Below are 20,140 nucleotides of genomic sequence, written 5' to 3' on the forward strand. Positions count from 1 at the left end.
TAAGAAGGAACGTCCCCCTTGAAAAAATTAGCCCTAATGAGTGCCATTTGTGCATCATTTAGTTCACCTATATACGCGCAAGAACTTGCTAAAAATACAGCGTCTGTTGAAAAAATATCTGTAGTTGGTTCTGCAACTAATTTGAGTATTACAGCTGAAGAAATAGAACAATATCAAGCAAGTGATCTGGCTGACATTTTTCGACATTCACCTTCTGTTAGTGTGGGTGGCTCGGTAGGCGTTGCACAAAAGATCTATATTCGTGGTGTTGAAGATTCTTTATTAAATATAACGGTTGATGGTGCACAGCAAACATCAACGTTATTTCATCATATTGGTCGTGTAACAATAGATCCTGACCTATTACAGCAAATAGATGTGCAAGCAGGTGCCGGAGAAGCAACAAGTGGTCCTGGTGCGATTGGCGGCTCTATCCGCTTTAAAACTAAAGACGCGCAAGACTTACTTAATCAAGGTGAACAATTTGGTGGACGTGTTAAAGCAAGTTACTTTTCAAATGACGGTACGCGTTTAAGCACCAGTGTATACGGTAAATTAAGTGATACATGGGGCGTACTAGGGTATTTCAGTACTGTGGATCGCGAGAACATGGAAAATGGTGATGGCGATACTATTTATGGTACGGCCGCCGATCAAGATATGATGTTTATTAAAGCCAGTGGTGAGTTAGCAGATAATCATCATTTGTCGGTAAGTATTGAAAAACGCGACGAAGAAGGGGATTTTTCAGCACGCCCTAACTGGGCGGTACAAGAAGGTGATGCTTTGTATCCAAGTGAAGCAGAGCGAGAGACTTACGTTGCTAATTATATATTTTCTCACAATAACTTATTGTATTTAGAGGCGACAGCATACAAAACCGAATCATCTTTTAATGGCGGCCGATTTGCTTGGCTTGCTGACATTGACACATATGGCTTAGATATTCGTAATACAAGTATTATTGATGAACATAAATTTGTTTATGGCGTTGATTATAGAAATGATGAAGTATCGAGTGGGTCTGCAGCAGGTGCAAAAGAAAATTCAGAACAAGGCAGTGTACTGGGTGTTTATGCACAAGGTTATAGTGATATTACTCCACAACTTTTACTGAGTTATGGAGTGCGTTTTGATAGTTATAAGTTTAAACAAGACATCCTATTAGATGAATATTATGGCACTGCAATTACAGAAAGTGCATCGAGTTTAGACGACAATGAAGTGAGCTTTAATATCGGTTTAGCATATGACATTAATGAAGCTTGGACAGTAGGGCTTGGGTATGCTGAAGCCGCGCGTGGTAAACAAATAGGGGATGGCTTTACCATTGATGGATATTTATATGACGGTTCAGATATTCCAGTAGCGGATGAAAGTTTAGTACCTGAGACCGTAGCTAATATTGAAGCATCCATAACATACACTAATGAAAATTTATCCGCTAAGGCAAGTATTTATAATTCGTCTTTAGATGATGTGATATTTGAAGGGTATGAAGGAAACTCGGTTTATAACAATATAGGCACGTTAGAGACTAAAGGATTTGAGTTTGACCTAGCATATCGTTTAAATTCATTTGATTTCTTCATTGGATTTTCAGCTACTGATACAGAGCTTGACCCACGTGATGGGTTGTACAGTGTAAGTTATGATGCAATTGATATTAATGGCTATGAGTTTGTCGGTTTAGGTAATAGTAGAGGCAATACATGGGTTGCTGGCGTTGATTACGACATTAACACCAATGCAAAGGTTGGTTTTAGTGTAACTAAAGTCGATTCACTCGATATTGATACTCTTCATCAAGCTGTTGACCTTGATTGGACTGATTCTTTATATACCCTAAATAAACCAAGCTATACCACTGTTGATTTATATGGGCAGTGGAATGTGACGAATGCATTATTATTTAATGTTGCTGTTACTAACTTATTTAATGAGTTATATATCGATCATTCAAGTGTGGGTGATTACAGTGAAGTATTTGACACTGTTGTTGGTCCATACGAATCTGGGCGCGATATTCGCTTATCGATTTCTTATCAGTTTTAAGAATAAGTAACTTATTTTATGTTCTTAAAATTGTTTAAAAAGTGGGTCTTTTGGGCTCACTTAATTATAGGTTTAATCGCCGGTTTATTTATTTTCAGCATGTCGTTCACTGGTTTTTTATTAACCTATGAACGACAGATTGTTGAGCTAGATGAAATGCGATTTACTGTAAAAAACACTTATGCTCAACAGCGGCTATCGACTGATGCTGTTGTAGATATTTTGCAAAAATCGCATCCGAGTCAATCACATATTTATATTCGTTGGGTAAATCGAGAAGGGGCTGCTATTCCTGCCTGGGCGGGAAAAAATAGCTACTTATTACACCCTTATACGGGAGATGTTATTCGTGAAGGAGAGGGGCTAGCGGCTGGTTTTTTTCACGTTGTAACTGATATACATCGTTATTTATTACTGCATGGCGCTTCACAAGTGATTGGCAAAAATATAAATGGCTACGCTAATCTATTTTTTATCTTTTTACTACTATCGGGTGCTTATCTGTGGTTACCAAAGCGATTTAATCGCTCTGCATTAAAAGGATATTTTTTACTAGCAAAGAGTTACAAATCATCACATCATCGAAATAGGCAGTGGCATTTAGTTTTTGGAATTTGGTGTTTGCCGGTTTTACTCGTTTTGTCATTAACGGCTACTTTGTTTCATTTTGATTGGGCGAATAAAGCGTTATATGGCGCGTTTGGGCAAAACGTACCCGAGCGAGAAAAGCATCTACCAGTATTAAATTTATCGGCTGATAAAGTACCTTACGATGCTTTATTCCAACTAGCTCAAATACATGCAATTCATAATGGTGCCACTGATTGGTATTCGATGTGGTTAGAATTAGGTGACAAAAAACACGAAGCACGTTTTTATATTGATACCAGTATCGGGAATCGCCAAGAATATGCATATTCATTATTTTTAGATACTCGCACTGGTGATGCAATTAAAACGCTAAAAAAATCTGATTGGACGCGAGGCGATCAAGCATGGGGAACATCTCGATTTTTACATACCGGTGAATACTTTGGTTTTATAGGGCAAACATTAGCTGGCTTGGCATCATTGCTCGCATGTTTTTTAGTGTATACAGGCATAGTTTTAGCATGGAAGCGATTGATAACTAAGCGCTAATTTACACTTATCGTCGAGTATTTGATTGCTTGATATGTGCGATTTGATATATAAGAATTTATTTTACACAAAAAAGCCAGCGCATTAGGCGCTGGCTTTTAGTATTCAAATGCTTACTTAGTTAATTAAGCAGCATCAGCTTCTTTTTTAACGCTATTACGCGCGGCTTTGCCTGCAAGTAAGTCAGCAGGGTCGAAGTCATCAACGTTAATAACATCTAAACGAGATTGCTCAACAGCAGCTAGTTTATCAGCCTCTGCTTGGCTTAATATGCCTGCTTCAAGCCCCATTTGCGCTACTTTATCAAGCTGGAAGAATGGCAGTTTAAGACCTTTTTCTTTGCATACACGGTCAAATAATGGCTCAACAGCAAGTACGTCTTTAAGCGTTTGCTCTTGACGACCTACAAGGTTAAGCGGCTCATTTGTTAAATACACATAGCTTGCTAAACGGTTACGCGTTTCGCTAGGTACTTGTAGTAGTTGCGCAAGTTTATGCTCAAGTTGGTCAGTTGGTTTACGAACCGGGCGACCAAACGGGAATAACAATACTTTTAACACGGCACGTAGTGGAGCCGAAGGCATGTTATTAATTAAATCAGCAAGTGCACGTTGGCAATGGTAAAGGTGATCTTGGCAACTCCATTTTACTAGAGCAAAATCTTCTTTTTTACGGCCTTCATCGTTGTAACGCTTAAGCGTTGCAGACACTAAGTATAAGTAACTAAGTAAGTCACCTAAACGTGCTGAAATACGTTCTTTACGTTTTAGAGAACCACCAAATACTGCCATGCTAATGTCTGACATAAGAGCAAGTGATGCACTAAAGCGTGACGCTATACGGTAAAACTCAGCGGTTTCGTCGTTGTACGGCACACTTGTAAAACGAGCGCCGGTAAGTGCAAGCCATTTAGTACGTACAAGGTTCGACATAGTAAAACCAATATGACCCATTAGCGCTTTATCAAATACGTTAAGCGCTTCTTCGCGGTCTTCAATTTCGCACGCACCTAGTTCGGTTAGTACAAATGGATGACAGCGAATTGCACCTTGACCATAAATAATCATATTACGGGTCAAGATGTTTGCACCTTCAACGGTAATGGCAATAGGTGCCCCTTGATAGCCACGACCTAAATAGTTATTTGGCCCAAGCATGATGCCCTTACCGCCAAGTACATCCATTGCATGAATAGTTGCATCACGCATTTGCTCTGTCAGGTGGTATTTAATAATGGCAGAAACTACCGATGGCTTTTCGCCTAAATCAACCGCACCCGTAGACATACTAACCGCAGCATCAGAGCTGTAAGCGTAACCAGCAAGTTTTGCTAGTGACTCTTCAACACCTTCCATTTTACCAATAGGTAAACGGAACTGACGACGAATGCGGCTATACGCACCCGTTGCAACGGCAATCATTTTAATGCCACCGGCAGAATTTGACGGCAATGTAATTGCACGACCAACCGATAAACACTCAACCAGCATGCGCCAGCCTTGACCAGCCATATCTGGACCACCAATAATATAATCAAGTGGTACGAAAATATCTTTACCGCGAGTAGGACCATTTTGAAATGGTACGTTAAGCGGGAAATGTCGACGACCAATTTCAACTCCAGGAGTGTCCGTTGGAATAAGTGCACAGGTAATGCCTGGCTCTTTATTGTCGCCAATTAGCCCATCTGGATCTTGTAACTTAAACGCAAGACCAAGTACGGTAGCCACTGGGGCAAGTGTAATGTAACGCTTATTCCACGTTAAACTAACACCCACAACTTCCTCACCATTCCATTGCCCTTTACATACCACACCGTAGTCTGGAATTGAGCTTGCATCAGAGCCCGCTTCTGGCGAAGTTAATGCAAAACATGGAATTTCTTGACCGCTCGCTAGGCGCGGTAAGTAATGATCTTTTTGCTCTTTTGTACCATAGTGTTGTAATAATTCACCTGGGCCTAAAGAGTTCGGTACACCAACAATTGACGAAAGTAATGTTGATTTACTTGTTAGTTTTTGAAGTACACAAGACTGTGCAAATGCAGAAAACTCTAAACCGCCGTATTCTTTTTTGATGATCATGGCAAAAAATTTATTATCTTTTAGATACTGCCACACATCTTGAGGAAGGTCGGTTAGTTCGTGCGTTGCTTCCCAATCGTCCAACATGCTACAAACTACTTCAACAGGGCCATCAACAAAGGCTTGCTCTTCAATAGTAAGTTTAGGAACTGGGTATTGGTGAAGTTTTTTCCAATCTGGGTTACCGCAAAATAAGTCAGCTTCCCACCACGTCGTACCGGCATCAATAGCTGATTTTTCAGTATCAGACATGCTTGGCGTTACTTTTTTAAACGTAGCAAAAATAGGCTTGATGATATATTGCTGACGAAGGCCAGTAACAGAAAGAGGAACCGCGATGATCAAAAAGATCAACCAGCTAATTAAACCAAAAGCACCCGCAAAGGTACCAATTAATAAAGTTATAGCCGAAACACCAAGTGCTGTGTTCCAACTTGCTCTGTGGTAAACCGCAGTGCAAAGCAACGCGATTAGAACCAGTGTAAATATGAGTGTCATTTTTATTCCTTAATAGAGGTCAGACCACCTCACTTAGAGTAGCGCTAGTAACAGTAATTTTCAAGTACATAACGATGTTAAATTGTAGTAGAAAGTAACTTTAATACGATATTTAATTACCCGACAGAGGAACGCGCCATAACTATCGTTTAGTCAAAGCATTAGCCGTAAGTAGTGTTAACGTAAAAATAAATAAATCTAATAGCAAAATGACACTTTTTAAGTAAGTATAGCCGTTATAGCAGGCTGCAATTTAGTGTACGCTTAATACATAAATATTCGCTATTTATTTTAATGTATGGTTTTTAAGGGTTATTTTATTAATGTGTGAATTACTTGGCATGTCAGCCAATGTGCCTACCGATATTTGTTTTAGTTTTTCAGGCCTTTTAGAGCGTGGTGGTAATACAGGTCCTCATAAAGATGGTTGGGGTATTACATTTTACGAAGGTAAAGGCTGTAGAACCTTTAAAGATCCTGAGCCGAGTTATCAATCTGAAATAGCAAAGCTTGTTAAAGCATACCCCATTAAAAGTGTCTCGGTTATTAGCCATATTCGCCAAGGGAACCGTGGGAGAGTGTGCCTTGAGAACACCCATCCGTTTACACGAGAGTTGTGGGGGCGCGAGCTCACCTATGCACATAACGGGCAATTATCTAATTATCATGATTTAAAAACAGAGTACTATCGGCCAGTAGGTAACACCGATAGCGAACTCGCTTTTTGTTGGTTACTTGATAAAATTCGCGAAAAATATCCAAAACGTCCATCTAATATGGCGTCGGTTTTTAGATACGCCGCTAAGCTTTCGCATACGCTGCGCGAAAAAGGCGTGTTCAATATATTATTGACCGATGGGGTGTTTGTTTTAGCGTATTGCACTAATAACTTACATTACATAACGCGCCGTGCGCCATTTGGTAAAGCCACGTTGATTGATGCCGACATGGTGGTTGATTTTCAACAAGAGACCACACCAAACGATGTTGTAACGGTTATAGCTACAAGGCCTTTGACGAATGATGAGCGCTGGCAAAAAATGGAGCCTGGGGAATTTGTGTTATTTAAAATGGGTGAGCTAATTTAGCGCTAAAATTAAAAACATAAAAAACGCGATTTAAAATCGCGTTTTTTATTTAATATATATTTTTATCAGCTTACATAATTAGTTATTGCAAATAGATGTTATGGCGTCTCTACGCTAGCATCGCTATTGTCTGCTATAGCTGCAGGAGCTGCGACAGGTTGAGTAACCGTAAACGAGTTCATTTGCACCTCAAACTGTTCCATCCCTTTCTCGCCTTTCCACATACGTACCAGCATGTAATCCATTTCTGGCGCAAACCATGCAATTGCTTGGCGTTTATCGTTATCGTATAAACGCTTCACTTTAATGGCTTCTACATTACCGATAGGTAGGGAGATCATCTCTTTTTCAACAACTTCAAAGTTGTAGTCGCGGCGGTTACCTTTTTTATCTATAAGAGGGAATGAAAAGCTTGTTTCGCCTTTTTTCAATCCTTCGCGCACTTGCACTTGGTACGAAATAGCATCCTGAAATTCATCAGTCCATTCGCATTTAAGTGGGTATTCACTAGCGCTGCTAGTCACTACTTTGTTTGTTGTATCAAAATCAATTTTGTAATCTTTATCTGGGCCTGTCCCTGTACGAATCATGTTGTAATGATGCGGGGTAACCTTGCCATCTTTAAAGGTAAACTTTGATGTTTCTTCACGAGAGTCAGAGAAAATCATCCACTCAATATTGCTGTGGTATGTAAGTTCATAAGTATCGTCGCCCGTTTTTTTGAGCTCACGAACAGCCTCACCATGATTTTTACCTTTGCGTAAAATATCGTAATTAGCTTGATACTGGGTCAATTCGCCTGCAATTAGGCTAGTTGGAAGTAAAGCGCCCGCACATAACAACAGGGCACTTATTTTTTTATTGTGGGTAGTGCGCGCCGTGTGCAGGAAGTTGTTTTTTGTCAAGAACTGCATAATCTGCTTCCATAGTAAGTCTGTGTTCACTGAACCACTTGACCACCAAAGGATAAATTATATGCTCTTGCTCATGCACGCGTTTTGCTAATGTTTCTGCTGTATCATCTTTGAGTACAGGTATTTGCGCCTGAAGAATAACGGGACCGCCGTCTAATTCTTCAGTAACAAAGTGAACACTTACGCCATGAACATCGTCTTTTGCATCAATTGCTCTTTGGTGGGTATTCAGCCCCTGATACTTAGGCAACAAAGATGGATGAATGTTCAACATTTTCCCAACATATTTTTGCACTAAGCCAGGAGTAAGAATACGCATAAACCCAGCTAATACAACTAGATTTGGCATAAAAGAGTCGATAACGTTCATTAATTGCGCATCGTACGCTTCGCGCGAGTCAAAATCTTTATGACTGAGCACTTTTGTAGCAATACCTGCTTGTTTTGCACGCTCTAGGCCATAAGCGTCTGCTTTATTACTAATAACAGCCGCTATATGCCCGTTTATCTCGCCACGTTCGCAGGCATCTATGATGGCTTGTAAATTAGAGCCACTACCTGAGATTAAAACTACCAGACGAGTCGGTGCCATTACTTAGCACCACCTACAATTTCAACTTGCTCTTCGCCAGCTGCTGCATCTTGAATTTCACCAAGGTGCCATGCATTTTCGCCCAAGTCTTTTAGCATTGTTAAGCTTTGCTCAAGTTTGTCAGCAGGGACTACTAAAACCATGCCTACACCACAGTTAAATGTACGGTACATTTCGTGTGTAGTAATGTTGCCGTTTTCTTGTAACCAATTAAAAATTGGTGGCCACTGCCAGCTATCACCTTTAACTACAGCTTTTGCTGAAGCGGGTAATACGCGTGGAATGTTTTCCCAAAAACCGCCGCCAGTAATATGCGAAAGCGCATGTACGTCAACGTTTTTGAATAACTCAAGTAAAGGTTTTACGTAAATACGAGTTGGCTCAAGTAAAGTTTCGCCTAAAGTTTTACCTTCAAAGTCAGCGCTGGTATCAGCTTTTGACACTTCAAGTACTTTACGAATTAAAGAGAAGCCATTTGAATGAGGACCGCTTGAAGCAAGTGCAATAAGCTGATCGCCTGCTGCTACTTTAGTGCCATCAATAATTTTTGATTTTTCTACAACGCCTGTACAAAAGCCTGCCATGTCGTAGTCTTCACCATCATACATACCTGGCATTTCAGCTGTTTCGCCACCAATTAGGGCACAACCTGAAATTTCACAACCTTTGCCAATACCTGTCACTACGTCAGCTGCTGTGTCTACATCTAGTTTACCAGTTGCATAGTAATCTAGAAAAAACAGGGGTTCAGCACCTTGAACAATTAAGTCGTTTACACACATTGCAACTAAATCAATACCAACCGTATCGTGTTTTTTTAAGTCGATTGCTAAACGTAGTTTAGTACCAACGCCATCTGTGCCTGCAACTAATACTGGTTGCTTGTAGCCTTCGGGAATTTCGCAAAGTGCGCCAAAACCACCAATTCCGCCCATTACTTCAGGACGACGAGTTTTTTTAACTACGCCTTTAATACGCTCAACAAGTGCATTACCAGCGTCGATATCTACGCCCGCGTCTTTATAGCTTAGAGACTGTTTTTGTTCGCTCACAGGTTTTCCTCAAAATAGTTGTTTTGGGTTGCTTAGAAACGCGCGTATTTTACAACAATTGCAAGGTCGCGGCTAGCGTAAATGTAATTTCGAAATAATTAACAAGGACACTTGTCCGCTGTTTGTTGTTTAAATAAACAAAAAAACGCCCGTAGGCGTTTTTTTAGTATTAACGGCGTTAAATTAACAGCTATGCTTTTGCGGTTAATATGGCTCGAAGTGGAGCGGGGTAGCCTTCAATTGTTTTACTTGTATCGTTTGGATCTAAAAAGTCGATTAACGATTCGTTTTCCATCCAGTCGGTTTTGCGTTGTTCTTCAAGCGTGGTAATAGCGCAATCTTTTATTTGCACATCTTTAAAGCCAACGCGTTCCATCCACAGCTTTAATGCCGCAGTACTTGGAATAAACCACACGTTGCGCATTTTAGCGTAGCGGTCGGTAGGTATGAGTACTGTGTTTTCATCGCCTTCAATTACTAGGGTTTCAAGTACGAGTTCGCCGCCTGGGCGAAGCTGCGCTTTTAACTGCGCTAAAAAGTCGATAGGTGAGCGACGATGATAAAGTACGCCCATCGAAAAAACCGTATCAAACGCTTTAAGCTCGGGTAATGCTTCAACGCCTAGTGGTAGTAAATGTACGTTTTCGTCTGGGTTGTAGTGTTTAATTGCCTGAAACTGACATAAAAATAAATCAGACGGATCAATACCCACTACAAACTCTGCGCCTTCACCACGCATACGCCATAAATGATACCCTGAGCCACAACCAATATCTAAAACAGTGCGGCCTTTTAATGACTCAATATGAGGAAGCAGGCGGTCCCACTTCCAATCACTGCGCCACTCTGTATCTATTTCAATACCGTGCACATTAAATGGACCTTTGCGCCATGGCATCATGCGTTTTAATAAATGCATGGCTTGCTTTTGCTCGCCATCACTCATCTCTCCTGGCGCGCCAATTTCTACCTTAGTAGAAATATCAACATGCGAAGTTGCCACCTCTGGTAAGTTTTTAAGTACTTTTTGCCATTTAGGCAAATCACCATGGCTAGCCTCGTTTTGCCAATGTTTTAATTGAGCAGGGAGGGTTTCTAGCCAGTGACTAAGTGGGCTTTGTGCGATAGATGCGTAAAATTGGTTAAACCATTGAGACATGGATGACTCTCTTTATTTAATTGCTACCATTGAGCAAAAATTAAAACATTGATACCACACTTGAGTTTGGCTAAAACCAATATCTTGTAAGCGAGTAAAGTGAGTGCTCAGTGTATCTGGGCGCATAACGTTTTCGATAGCGGTACGTTTTTGGCTTATTTCAAGCTCTGAGTAGCCATTGTGACGTTTAAAGTCGTGGTGCAAATCAATTAATAGGTTATCGCATTGCTCGTTTTCGGCTTTAATTTTTTCGCTAAGTAGTAGCACGCCACCAGGTTTAAGATTAGCGTATATTTTCTCAAGCACGGCTTGGCGCTGTGCGTGTGGAATAAACTGCAGTGTAAAGTTCATTGCCACAACCGATGCGTTTTGAATCTCAAGCTCGTTAATATCGCCTAAAGTAACAGTAACAGGCACATCTGATTTAAAACCTTGTAAATGCATTTTACAACGCTCAACCATGGCTTGTGAGTTATCTACTGCAATAATGTGGCAATTATCAGTGCGAATATTACGACGCATGCTAAGCGTGACTGCGCCCAGTGAGCAGCCTAAATCATAAAGATTTGAGTTACTTTGTGCGTACTCACCCGCAAGTTTACCCATTGTACTGACAATCGTTGCGTAGCCAGGTACAGAGCGCTGGATCATATCTGGAAAAACTTCGACTACATTTTGATCAAAGCTAAAATCTTTTACTTGTTGCTCAGAGGCATAAATACTGTCTTTTATGGTCACGAAGGCAGTCTCTTTGTAAATAATGGCGCTATTTTAACATTTTATACTGGATAGTCAGTGATAAATTCAGTAGCTTGACTAGAATTATGAATAATAAGTACAAAAGAGAAGATTAAATGAGCAAAAGTAAGGTCATCAGCACAGACGATATATTAGCAACCCTTTGTCATTCAGTGACAGGTGTGCTCACATCAGCCAGCGGTAATGGTATTAGCTACTCAGCCATGGTGCAAAAAATAACACGTACATGTATGCGACCAGATATTGGTTGCTTTGTTTTATTTGACGGCGGTTTTACAGGGCTCGTAATTACCAACTTTACTTCGCAAGCGGCGATGGAAATTTATGGCGATTACATGCGTAACATGGGAATGCCAGAAGATGAAATAGCGCATAGCCATTTATCAGACGATGTATCAAACGTACTAGGCGAGTTGATGAATCAAATTGTTGGCGACTTTACGTCTAAAGTGCGTGAGCAATTACATACTTCAATTACACAAAACCAGCCAAAAATGATGGCAATAAACAAGCAAGTGCAAATATCGGTAGATACCACGATGGATCGCCCGCAAGCCCGCCGCGTAACATTCACCACAAGTAAACAAAATATCTTTTACTTGGAATTAGCGATGGATAAAACAGAGTTCATTAAATTACACGACTTTGATATTGCAGAAGCACTCGACCCAGACGACATAATTGAAAACGAAGCACGAAAAAAAGCGGACAAAGAAAAATCATCTAAAGCAGTAGAACAAGATGATGGCGATGATGATTTTATGGCAGGCCTAGGGCTTTAAGTCTATTTACGTAGGTTGTTGAGAGAAACGAAACCCAACGACTGCTCTATCAACTCTTCGCTATCAGCTTTTAGTAGGTTGATACGACCCATAAAAAGGCGATTTGATATCGCGTTTTTTATTAACCAAAATATAAATTCTCTTTAGTATTAGTAAGGATATTTTAAATGACTGATACGGAAAACGGTGATTGCAAGCTTACAAAAGAAGTTGGGAGGTTTGTAAAGTCGCACATAATACCGAAATCCCTAACTAGGCCAAACATTTCAGGGAATAAATTTATTGAAAAGAAAGTGACTAATCGCGGACCCTTTTATGGCAAAGCAAGTGATAGCTGGTATGACCCAAATATAGTGACCCAAAAAGGTGAAGATATTTTAGCGTATTTAGATACCTTAGCTATTGAGGAGCTTCGAGGTTTAGGTTTGGTTTGGTCTAGTCATTTATTTAAAGCAAACTCTGCCAAACAGCTAAATAGCCTCAGACTAGTAAAATTTCAAAGACCCAAATTAATTAGAAAATACTTTCTTAGCCTTTTGTGGAGAGCTGCAGTAACAAAAATTTCGGCATTTAGTGAAGTTAATTTAAATGCAAAAAACATTGAACTTCTTAGACAGATTATAGTTGGTGAGAAGGAAGATAATAGAGCTATTTTTCCAATTAGCTTGGTTCAGTTATCTACAAAAGGTCATACAGTCAATTTAGCACCATTTAAGCACAAGATGGATATTAATGGAGGTGAGAATATATATCGCTTCTATCATGATGGACTTGTTATTCATATGTATATTGATGATCCGCGGTTGTCTGTTTTAAAATCTTCGGTTGATTATAATCACCCTATGTTCGTTGGATTGGATATAACTATTATTAACCAAATCAATTATGAAAATTCATTTCAATATCAAAATACTTTGAAACATACAAAAGAATATTTCAATCACTTTCCTAGCCAACGTCCAGCTAAAGCATCTAAGAGTACTCATAAATAAGGATTTTCTCCCATTGCGACTACCACACAAAAAATTCTTAAATCTAACTCTAGCTGGTGATAACTCGGCTCCATGTGGCAGCAAAGTTGATAAAAACCTTTGTTGTGGTCTTTTTCTTTAAAGTGGGCGAGCTCATGTACCACTAACGCTTTTAATAACGGCTCGGGAGCGCGGAGCAAGTCGCTGTTTATCGCTAAATCGTGCTTACGGGTTTTACCTTGCATTCGATACGTATGTGTACCGAGTGCATTGGTCACCATGTCGCCTTGTTTTTTAAACGCCGCACGACCAAATGGTGGCGCATTTTTTAAATATTGTTTTTTAAGCTCGGTTGCGTAGTTATAAAGTAGTTTATCGCTAGTAATGGTATGTGCTTGCGGATACTTTTTAAGTAAGTAGTCACATACCTTGTTGTTATCTATAAGGCTTAATACTTGCTCAACAATGTTAGCTGGGTAGCCGGTAAAGTAACGTGCGTATTCACTCATTATTGTTTCTCTGTCGTTTTACTTTTAAAAAAGTGCTTGCTGGTGGGCTTCTTTTTCGCCAGTAAATGGGTTTAATGCTTTGTGATCATAACCAAGGTCTTTGCAAAACTGCCTTGCTAATAATGGCGCTTCTCGGTTATCTGCCGTATGAAAAAACACATAAGGAGTTTTTCCTTCATCAAGCCATTGTTTTACTTTACTTAGCCACGGTTTATAAAAGGGTTTATAGTCGTTTTGTAAATCGGCTATTACAAAGCGCGCCATAGGCTCTGAGCCAGTAGCTATTGCATGTACCGGTAAGTGGGGCTTTTTTTGCTGTGCATCTATTAGTGCTTCGGTTGTTGGTTTTACCGCAAATAAGGCGCGAGTATCCATCGATATACGATTTATGTTGTTTGCCATTAATAACTGATTAAGCGCTATTTCGGCTTCACCCTTTTGAAAAAACGCAGTATGACGTACCTCTACACCGTAATTAACCTCTTTTGGTAACAGGCTAATAAATTGGGCGAGTTTGGGTAAGTCACCAAGGCCAAATGCTTTAGGTAATTGCAGCATGATTTGCCCGGTTTTTTCTAAAATAGGGGAGAACAAGTTAAGCCAATCAGTAAGCTCGGTTTGAACATTAGTAAGATGCAGCTCGTGGCTAAAGCGACGATTAAACTTAAACGTAAATTTAAAATCGTCGGGTACGCTGTTTGCCCAGCGCAATACGGTGCTTGGCGATGGGTCAGCGTAAAAGCTGGTATTGCCTTCAACTGAGTTAAAATGCTGGGCGTATTGGTTAAGCATATCGGCGTTTTTACATTGGCTTGAAAATAAATTGCCTTTCCATGCGTTGCTCGACCACTGAGGGCATCCAATATATAACATACAAACTAGCGCCTTATTATAAAGTGGCGATAGTGTAGCAAATAACAAAACGAGCTGCTGTAAATTCAGGGGCAAAAGCGGCACACGCCCTAGCATCTTAATGTTAGTTGAGTATAATGCAGGGCTTAATTTGATTATTTTTAGATTGCTAGCGGCTTTATTTGTATTGTGGTGACCTGTTTTTTAAATCACACGCCTTAAAACAAATAAATATAACCGTTTAAGCCTTTTATCTGACAGGAAAACTATGCGCTCTATATATTGCGGACAGCTAAATAAAACTCACGTAGATCAAGAAGTTGAACTATGTGGCTGGATCAACAAACGACGTGACCTTGGTGGACTTATCTTTGTCGATTTACGCGATAGAGAAGGTTTAGTACAAGTTGTATTCGACTCTGACATTGAAGAGTTAATGAGTTCAGCTAACACACTTCGCCAAGAATTTTGTGTTCAGCTAAAGGGTACTGTACGTGCACGCCCTGATAGCCAAGTAAATAAAGATATGGCAACAGGTGAAATTGAAGTTTTAGGTACTGAGCTTACAATTATTAACCGCTCTGAACCGCTTCCACTTGATTTTAACCAAGTAAACTCAGAAGAGCGTCGTTTAAAATACCGTTACTTAGACCTACGTCGTCTAGAAATGAGTGACCGTATTAAATTACGTGCTAAAGCAAGCAGCTTTGTTCGTCGCTTTTTAGATGAAAACGGCTTTTTAGACATCGAAACACCTGTACTTACTAAAGCAACGCCAGAAGGCGCACGCGATTACTTAGTGCCAAGCCGCGTTCATAAAGGTAGTTTTTACGCTTTACCACAGTCTCCACAGTTATTTAAGCAATTGTTGATGATGTCGGGTTTTGACCGTTACTACCAAATTGTTAAATGTTTCCGTGATGAAGATTTACGTGCCGATCGCCAACCAGAATTTACCCAAATAGATATAGAGACCTCGTTCATGAGCTCTGATCAAGTACGTGGTATGACTGAAAAAATGATCCGCGAGATGTGGCAAACATTGCTAAACATTGATTTAGGCGATTTTCCAATCATGCCTTACAGCGAGGCAATGAGTCTTTACGGTTCTGATAAGCCAGATTTACGTAACCCAATGAAATTAGTTGATGTTGCAGATTTAGTTAAAGACGTAGAGTTTAATGTTTTCTCAGGTCCAGCTAACGACGAAAAAGGTCGTGTTGCTGTATTAACTGTACCGGGTGGCGCTAAGCTTTCTCGTAAACAACTTGACGATTACACTAAGTTTATTGGTATTTACGGCGCTAAAGGTATGGCGTGGATGAAAGTAAATGACCACACTGCAGGCGCTGAAGGTGTTCAATCACCAGTGGCTAAGTTTTTAAGCGAAGACGTAATTACTAAATTACTTGAGCGTACTAATGCTCAGTCTGGCGATATCATTTTATTCGGTGCCGATAAGCGCAACACAGTAAATGAAGCAATGGGCGCACTGCGCGTTAAGATTGGTGTTGACTTAGAAATCACTAACCTTAATAGTTGGGCACCACTTTGGGTTGTAGACTTCCCAATGTTTGAAGAAGATGACGAGGGCACATTACATGCTGTGCATCATCCATTCACTGCACCAAAAGATATTACTGCAAGTGAGCTTGAAGCAAATCCAGCTGCGGCTATTTCAGATGCCTACGACATGGTATTGAACGGCTACGAAGTGGGTGGCGGTTCGGTACGTATTCATAATGCAGATATGCAAGAAACTGCATTTAGAATTTTAGGTATTAACGAGCAAGAGCAACAAGACAAGTTTGGTTTTTTACTTGATGCACTTAAATACGGTACACCACCACATGCAGGTTTAGCATTTGGTCTTGACCGTTTAGCAATGCTTTTATGTGGTACCGATAACATTCGTGACGTTATTGCTTTCCCTAAAACAACACAAGCGTCGTGTTTATTAACCAACGCACCAAGCAAACCTAGCCTTGATTCGTTAGCTGAGCTTGCAATTAGTGTTGTTGAAAAAGCGATACCTAGCGAAGAGTAATTTTTGTTTAGCTTATTGAGCTAAATTTAAAAACCCTTAAGTTATATGCTTAAGGTTTTTTTTGTGGTTAAATTTGCAGCAGAGTGTATTTTAACCGAACAGACGAAAAAGGAATTATTATGTCGATCAATGCAACCCTATTTGGTGAGTTCTTAGTTTTTTTTATTGTGCTGAGTATTCCTATTTTTGCTGTAATTAGCTACAAAATAGGTAAGCGTAAAAGTACTATGCCTGGGGTTTTAGCTTTTGTGGGTGGCTGTTTAGCGCTATTTCCACTACTTGCTTTGATTTTTATTGCAGTGCTTGCGCTTAAAAAAGATTTACCTAAAAGTAATGGCTACACGGGTTAAATTTAATAGGTGAATTGTGTTGTTAAGTAATAATAACCAGTATTTTGATGAACAATTTAATGCTTTACAGTACGCAGAGCAATTAACTGAAAACTCTGAGTTTGAAGAGTGTATATTTATCGATTGCGACTTTTCAGATGGGCAGTTTAAAAATTGCCGATTTATAGAATGTAGTTTTAAAAACTGTAATTTATCGTCACTTAAATGGAACTACAGTTCGCTTGAAAATGTAAGTTTTAGCCACTGTAAATTAAATAGTTTGCAATGGGCTGATGTAGATTGGCCAGCGCTTAGTATCAACGCACCGGTGAGTTTTAATTATTGCGAGCTCAGTAATAGTTCTTTTTTTGAATTAACTCTCAAAGCCCTCAAACTAACACACTGCTTTGCCAAAAATGTTGATTTTAGACACGCTGATTTAAGCGGTAGTGAATTTACAGGAACAGATTTTCGCGATAGTGAGTTTTTTCAAACTAACTTAACAAAATGTGACTTTGTAGGTGCTACAGCGTTTAATATAGATTTGAATAATAATATGTTAGCGAATGCTAAGTTTGATCGCTTCGAAGCACTTAATCTGCTTACCAGCCTTGATATAGAGCTTTGTGATTAATTTAGTTTAATATGGTTACATACCTAGAAGCGACAGCTTAGCTGGGCTTCTAGATACTGCGTGACTGCGTAATTAACGGCTTGGGCCATTTTTATTACGTGCACTGGCAAGCTGTCTTGCGATTTCTAATAACGCTGGTGAAATATCTTCAGCGCCATCTTTAATTAGTTTTGTAACATCACCTGACGAAAACAAACCGTCACGCGGTGATTTAATACCTAACTCACGAACAAAATCCTTCGTTTTACCTGTGCTGCCTGTTTCAATAAACTTAAAAATAATACGTTCATTGTTGTTTTTAGCAGGTGCTTTTAGTGTTTCGATTTCGTCATGTATTGCCGTTAGTTTGTCTTCTAAAATTTCTATACGTTCTTGAATGCTATTGTATGATTTCATTTATTGGATCTTTTACTAAATATATTTAAACAATGGCGGCCATTATCGCATAGTTTGACAATAGAGAATGCAAACCTATAAAGTAAAAGTTATTTTTAATTAAAAACAATAATTTATATAAGTTTGAACATGCAAAAAACACTTAAAAAGCTTTTTATGTTAGGCGCACTAGCTCTAAGTACATCAGTTATAAGCACATCAGTAATAGGCGCGACAAGCTATGCAAACGATGGCGTTATAACTGATGAAAGCCGTAATCGCACTATTCCTATCAATATCACACTACCAAGTAACAATGCTCTAAGTGCACTGAAGAAGTAAAATGCCCTGTAGCGTTTATTAACGCAGGTTACGGGATTAGCCATAACGGGTATACGTTTGCCAGTAATGCGTTTAATCAGCGTGGATATTTAACAATAGCCGTTGCACATGAGCTAAAAAGTGACCCTTACTTAAACCGTGAGCAGCCTTACTTAACCACTCGCATGGAAAACTGGCATCGTGGCGTAGTAACGCTTAAGTTTTTAGTTAATGAGCTATCGAGTAAATACCCAGCATACGAATTTACAAAACTCACCTTATTTGGGCACTCAAACGGCGGGGATATTTCCGCATTATATGGCTCTATTTATCCAAACGAAGTTAGCACTATTATTACGCTCGATCATCGCCGCATGTTGATCCCGCGCAATAAAAACATTCGCGTACTTACTCTACGCGGTAGTGATTACCCCGCTGATGCGAATGTGCTGTTAAACGATTCAGAGCTGGATAAGCTTCCTGTTACACAAACACTAATAGAAAAATCGCGTCATAACGATATGTACGATGGCGGGCCAAAATGGCTGGTGGATAGAATGAGTAAAGAAGTAGAGGGATTTTTAGATAGTAAAAATTAGGTTTATAAAAGTTAAATCACAGCGCAGTGTTACCTGCGCTATATTAATTTCACGGCAGTTATTCTACCAGTTCACTTACAATAACTGGGTTATTGTGTAGTGTTTTATGCACTGGGCATTTGTCGGCTATTTCGAGTAAACGCTGGCGTTGTGGCTCTGTTAAGTCGCCACGTAAGGTGATTTTACGGGTAATGGCTTCAAGGTTACCGGTTTGCTCACAATCGTCGCAATCTTTGTTGTAATCGCGAGTGTGATCAAGTTCTACTTTAACATGCTCCAGTGGTAAGTTTTTACGTGTAGCGTACATACGCAGTGTCATGGCCGTACAGGCACCAAGCCCCGCTAATAAGTGATGATACGGATCGGGGCCTAAGTTTTTACCGCCTACTTTTATTGGCTCATCTGCAAGCCAAGTATGATCTTTAGTGCTCACGTGCTGAGTAAATACATGGTCTTTTTCTTCAACGAGTACATTGCCACCCGTTAAACTTGCCGTGTATTTAGTTTTGTCGTACTTAACATAACGGTTTGCCCACGTTGCAATTATTTGTGCAGCGTAGTCGGCATCGTTTTTATTAGTAAGTAAGTGATCGGCGTTATCTAGGCTAATAAAGCTTTTAGGGTGTTTAGCTGATGCATAAATTTTTTCAGCTTCACTAATATTTACCGTCGCATCAATAGGGGAGTGCATTACTAATAATGCGCGCTTAAGCTTACTAATGTGGCTTTTATCGTACTTGGCTATATCGTCAATAAATTGTTTTTTAATGGTAAATTCACGACCAGCTAAATTAACTTTTGCTTCACCTGCTGTGTTAATTTCATCAAGGTGTGCTTCAAAGTTATGCGCTACGTGCTGCGCATCTGACGGTGCACCAATGGTTGTAATAGCCGATACTTCAGGAATATGCTCAGCAGCAGCAAGAACGGCTGCCCCGCCTAAACTGTGGCCAATGAGTAGTTGCGGCGCCGCAAAATGCTCACGTAAATGATTTGCCGCAGATACTAAATCTTGAATGTTTGATGAAAAGTTACTGTTAGCAAAATCGCCATCACTATTACCTAAACCAGTAAAGTCAAAACGCAGTACGGCAATCCCTTGTTGTGTGAGTGCACGGCTAATCCGTGTAGCTGCTGCAATGTCTTTACCGCATGTAAAGCAGTGTGCAAATAGCGCGTAAAACTTAACGTCACCAGAGGGAAGTTCAAGTTGGCCGGCAAGTTCTAAATCGCCGCTTTTAAAAGATACTTTTTGTCGCATGGGGGGCCTTATTTACACAAATAAAATATATTCTAATAATAGACCAGAGATAGTTACTAAACCTTGCAAATTCAACGTTTTTTTATAAGTTGATCTTGATCAAGCAAAGTGGCGGCGAC

18 protein-coding genes and 1 pseudogene are annotated in these 20,140 nt (G+C 39.8%); 9 read left to right on the top strand and 10 right to left on the bottom strand.

Features of this window, described 5'->3' with window-relative positions; translation table 11 throughout:
• The first annotated feature begins 18 nt into the window (after positions 1-18).
• On the top strand, positions 19-2,055 hold the full coding sequence (locus tag ABX891_RS08020; RefSeq protein WP_354629252.1) for a TonB-dependent receptor: 2,037 nt from the start codon (positions 19-21) through the stop codon (positions 2,053-2,055).
• 18 nt (positions 2,056-2,073) lie between these two features.
• The gene (locus tag ABX891_RS08025) at positions 2,074-3,195 is read left to right on the top strand and encodes a PepSY-associated TM helix domain-containing protein (RefSeq protein WP_024604906.1); all 1,122 of its coding nucleotides are present in this window, start codon (positions 2,074-2,076) and stop codon (positions 3,193-3,195) included.
• Positions 3,196-3,320: 125 nt separating this feature from the next.
• Here ABX891_RS08025 and fadE read toward each other — a convergent pair whose 3' ends face one another.
• Positions 3,321-5,777: an acyl-CoA dehydrogenase FadE gene (gene fadE, locus ABX891_RS08030; protein WP_008172549.1), complete on the bottom strand. Its 2,457-nt coding sequence runs from the start codon at positions 5,775-5,777 to the stop codon at positions 3,321-3,323.
• A 323-nt stretch (positions 5,778-6,100) separates the two neighbouring features.
• On the opposite strand from fadE, the gene ABX891_RS08035 reads away from it, so the two are divergent.
• Positions 6,101-6,865, top strand: a complete 765-nt coding sequence (locus ABX891_RS08035) for a class II glutamine amidotransferase (RefSeq protein ID WP_354629253.1) — start codon at positions 6,101-6,103, stop codon at positions 6,863-6,865.
• A 98-nt stretch (positions 6,866-6,963) separates the two neighbouring features.
• On the opposite strand, the gene ABX891_RS08040 is transcribed toward ABX891_RS08035, so the two are convergent.
• From ABX891_RS08040 to cmoA, 5 genes are all read right to left on the bottom strand, one after another.
• Positions 6,964-7,707: a DUF3108 domain-containing protein gene (locus ABX891_RS08040; RefSeq protein WP_354630126.1), complete on the bottom strand. Its 744-nt coding sequence runs from the start codon at positions 7,705-7,707 to the stop codon at positions 6,964-6,966.
• A 16-nt stretch (positions 7,708-7,723) separates the two neighbouring features.
• Entirely contained in the window at positions 7,724-8,371 is a 648-nt protein-coding gene (gene purN / locus ABX891_RS08045) for a phosphoribosylglycinamide formyltransferase (RefSeq protein WP_002959994.1), read from the bottom strand.
• Positions 8,371-9,423, bottom strand: a complete 1,053-nt coding sequence (purM, locus tag ABX891_RS08050) for a phosphoribosylformylglycinamidine cyclo-ligase (RefSeq protein ID WP_002959993.1) — start codon at positions 9,421-9,423, stop codon at positions 8,371-8,373. Before purM ends, purN begins: the two co-directional genes overlap by 1 nt.
• 190 nt (positions 9,424-9,613) lie before the next feature.
• Positions 9,614-10,582, bottom strand: coding sequence for a tRNA 5-methoxyuridine(34)/uridine 5-oxyacetic acid(34) synthase CmoB (gene cmoB / locus ABX891_RS08055; RefSeq protein ID WP_354629254.1), 969 nt, complete (start codon positions 10,580-10,582; stop codon positions 9,614-9,616).
• 12 nt (positions 10,583-10,594) lie between these two features.
• On the bottom strand, positions 10,595-11,320 hold the full coding sequence (gene cmoA / locus ABX891_RS08060; RefSeq protein ID WP_149594767.1) for a carboxy-S-adenosyl-L-methionine synthase CmoA: 726 nt from the start codon (positions 11,318-11,320) through the stop codon (positions 10,595-10,597).
• A 116-nt stretch (positions 11,321-11,436) separates the two neighbouring features.
• Between cmoA and ABX891_RS08065 the strand changes: the two genes are divergently transcribed.
• Entirely contained in the window at positions 11,437-12,123 is a 687-nt protein-coding gene (locus tag ABX891_RS08065) for a DUF3334 family protein (RefSeq protein ID WP_002959987.1), read from the top strand.
• 167 nt (positions 12,124-12,290) lie between these two features.
• The gene (locus ABX891_RS08070; protein WP_165744146.1) at positions 12,291-13,115 is read left to right on the top strand and encodes a hypothetical protein; all 825 of its coding nucleotides are present in this window, start codon (positions 12,291-12,293) and stop codon (positions 13,113-13,115) included.
• Here the strand turns inward: ABX891_RS08070 and ABX891_RS08075 are convergent.
• Both ABX891_RS08075 and ABX891_RS08080 read right to left on the bottom strand, forming a co-directional pair.
• On the bottom strand, positions 13,106-13,603 hold the full coding sequence (locus ABX891_RS08075; protein WP_354629255.1) for a M48 metallopeptidase family protein: 498 nt from the start codon (positions 13,601-13,603) through the stop codon (positions 13,106-13,108). The genes ABX891_RS08070 and ABX891_RS08075 overlap by 10 nt on opposite strands.
• 24 nt (positions 13,604-13,627) lie before the next feature.
• Entirely contained in the window at positions 13,628-14,476 is an 849-nt protein-coding gene (locus ABX891_RS08080; RefSeq protein WP_354629256.1) for a DUF72 domain-containing protein, read from the bottom strand.
• A 247-nt stretch (positions 14,477-14,723) separates the two neighbouring features.
• Here ABX891_RS08080 and aspS point away from each other — a divergent pair, with 247 nt between their 5' ends.
• From aspS to ABX891_RS08095, 3 genes are all read left to right on the top strand, one after another.
• On the top strand, positions 14,724-16,502 hold the full coding sequence (aspS, locus tag ABX891_RS08085) for an aspartate--tRNA ligase (protein WP_354629257.1): 1,779 nt from the start codon (positions 14,724-14,726) through the stop codon (positions 16,500-16,502).
• Between the two features lie 119 nt (positions 16,503-16,621).
• Positions 16,622-16,852, top strand: a complete 231-nt coding sequence (locus ABX891_RS08090) for a hypothetical protein (protein WP_354629258.1) — start codon at positions 16,622-16,624, stop codon at positions 16,850-16,852.
• Positions 16,853-16,868: 16 nt separating this feature from the next.
• Positions 16,869-17,465 (top strand): pentapeptide repeat-containing protein, encoded by a 597-nt coding sequence (locus tag ABX891_RS08095; protein ID WP_076924391.1) that lies wholly within the window; start codon positions 16,869-16,871, stop codon positions 17,463-17,465.
• A 72-nt stretch (positions 17,466-17,537) separates the two neighbouring features.
• Here ABX891_RS08095 and ABX891_RS08100 read toward each other — a convergent pair whose 3' ends face one another.
• Positions 17,538-17,861, bottom strand: a complete 324-nt coding sequence (locus tag ABX891_RS08100; protein ID WP_010555318.1) for a hypothetical protein — start codon at positions 17,859-17,861, stop codon at positions 17,538-17,540.
• A gap of 129 nt (positions 17,862-17,990) precedes the next feature.
• Here ABX891_RS08100 and ABX891_RS08105 point away from each other — a divergent pair.
• A pseudogene (locus ABX891_RS08105) lies at positions 17,991-18,760 on the top strand (alpha/beta hydrolase family protein).
• 58 nt (positions 18,761-18,818) lie between these two features.
• On the opposite strand, the gene ABX891_RS08110 reads toward ABX891_RS08105, so the two are convergent.
• Positions 18,819-20,021, bottom strand: a complete 1,203-nt coding sequence (locus ABX891_RS08110; RefSeq protein WP_354629259.1) for a bifunctional alpha/beta hydrolase/OsmC family protein — start codon at positions 20,019-20,021, stop codon at positions 18,819-18,821.
• Between the last annotated feature and the right edge of the window lie 119 nt (positions 20,022-20,140).

The organism is Pseudoalteromonas sp. NCIMB 1079, assembly GCF_040567695.1.
In the GTDB taxonomy this organism is placed as follows: Bacteria; Pseudomonadota; Gammaproteobacteria; order Enterobacterales; family Alteromonadaceae; genus Pseudoalteromonas; species Pseudoalteromonas distincta.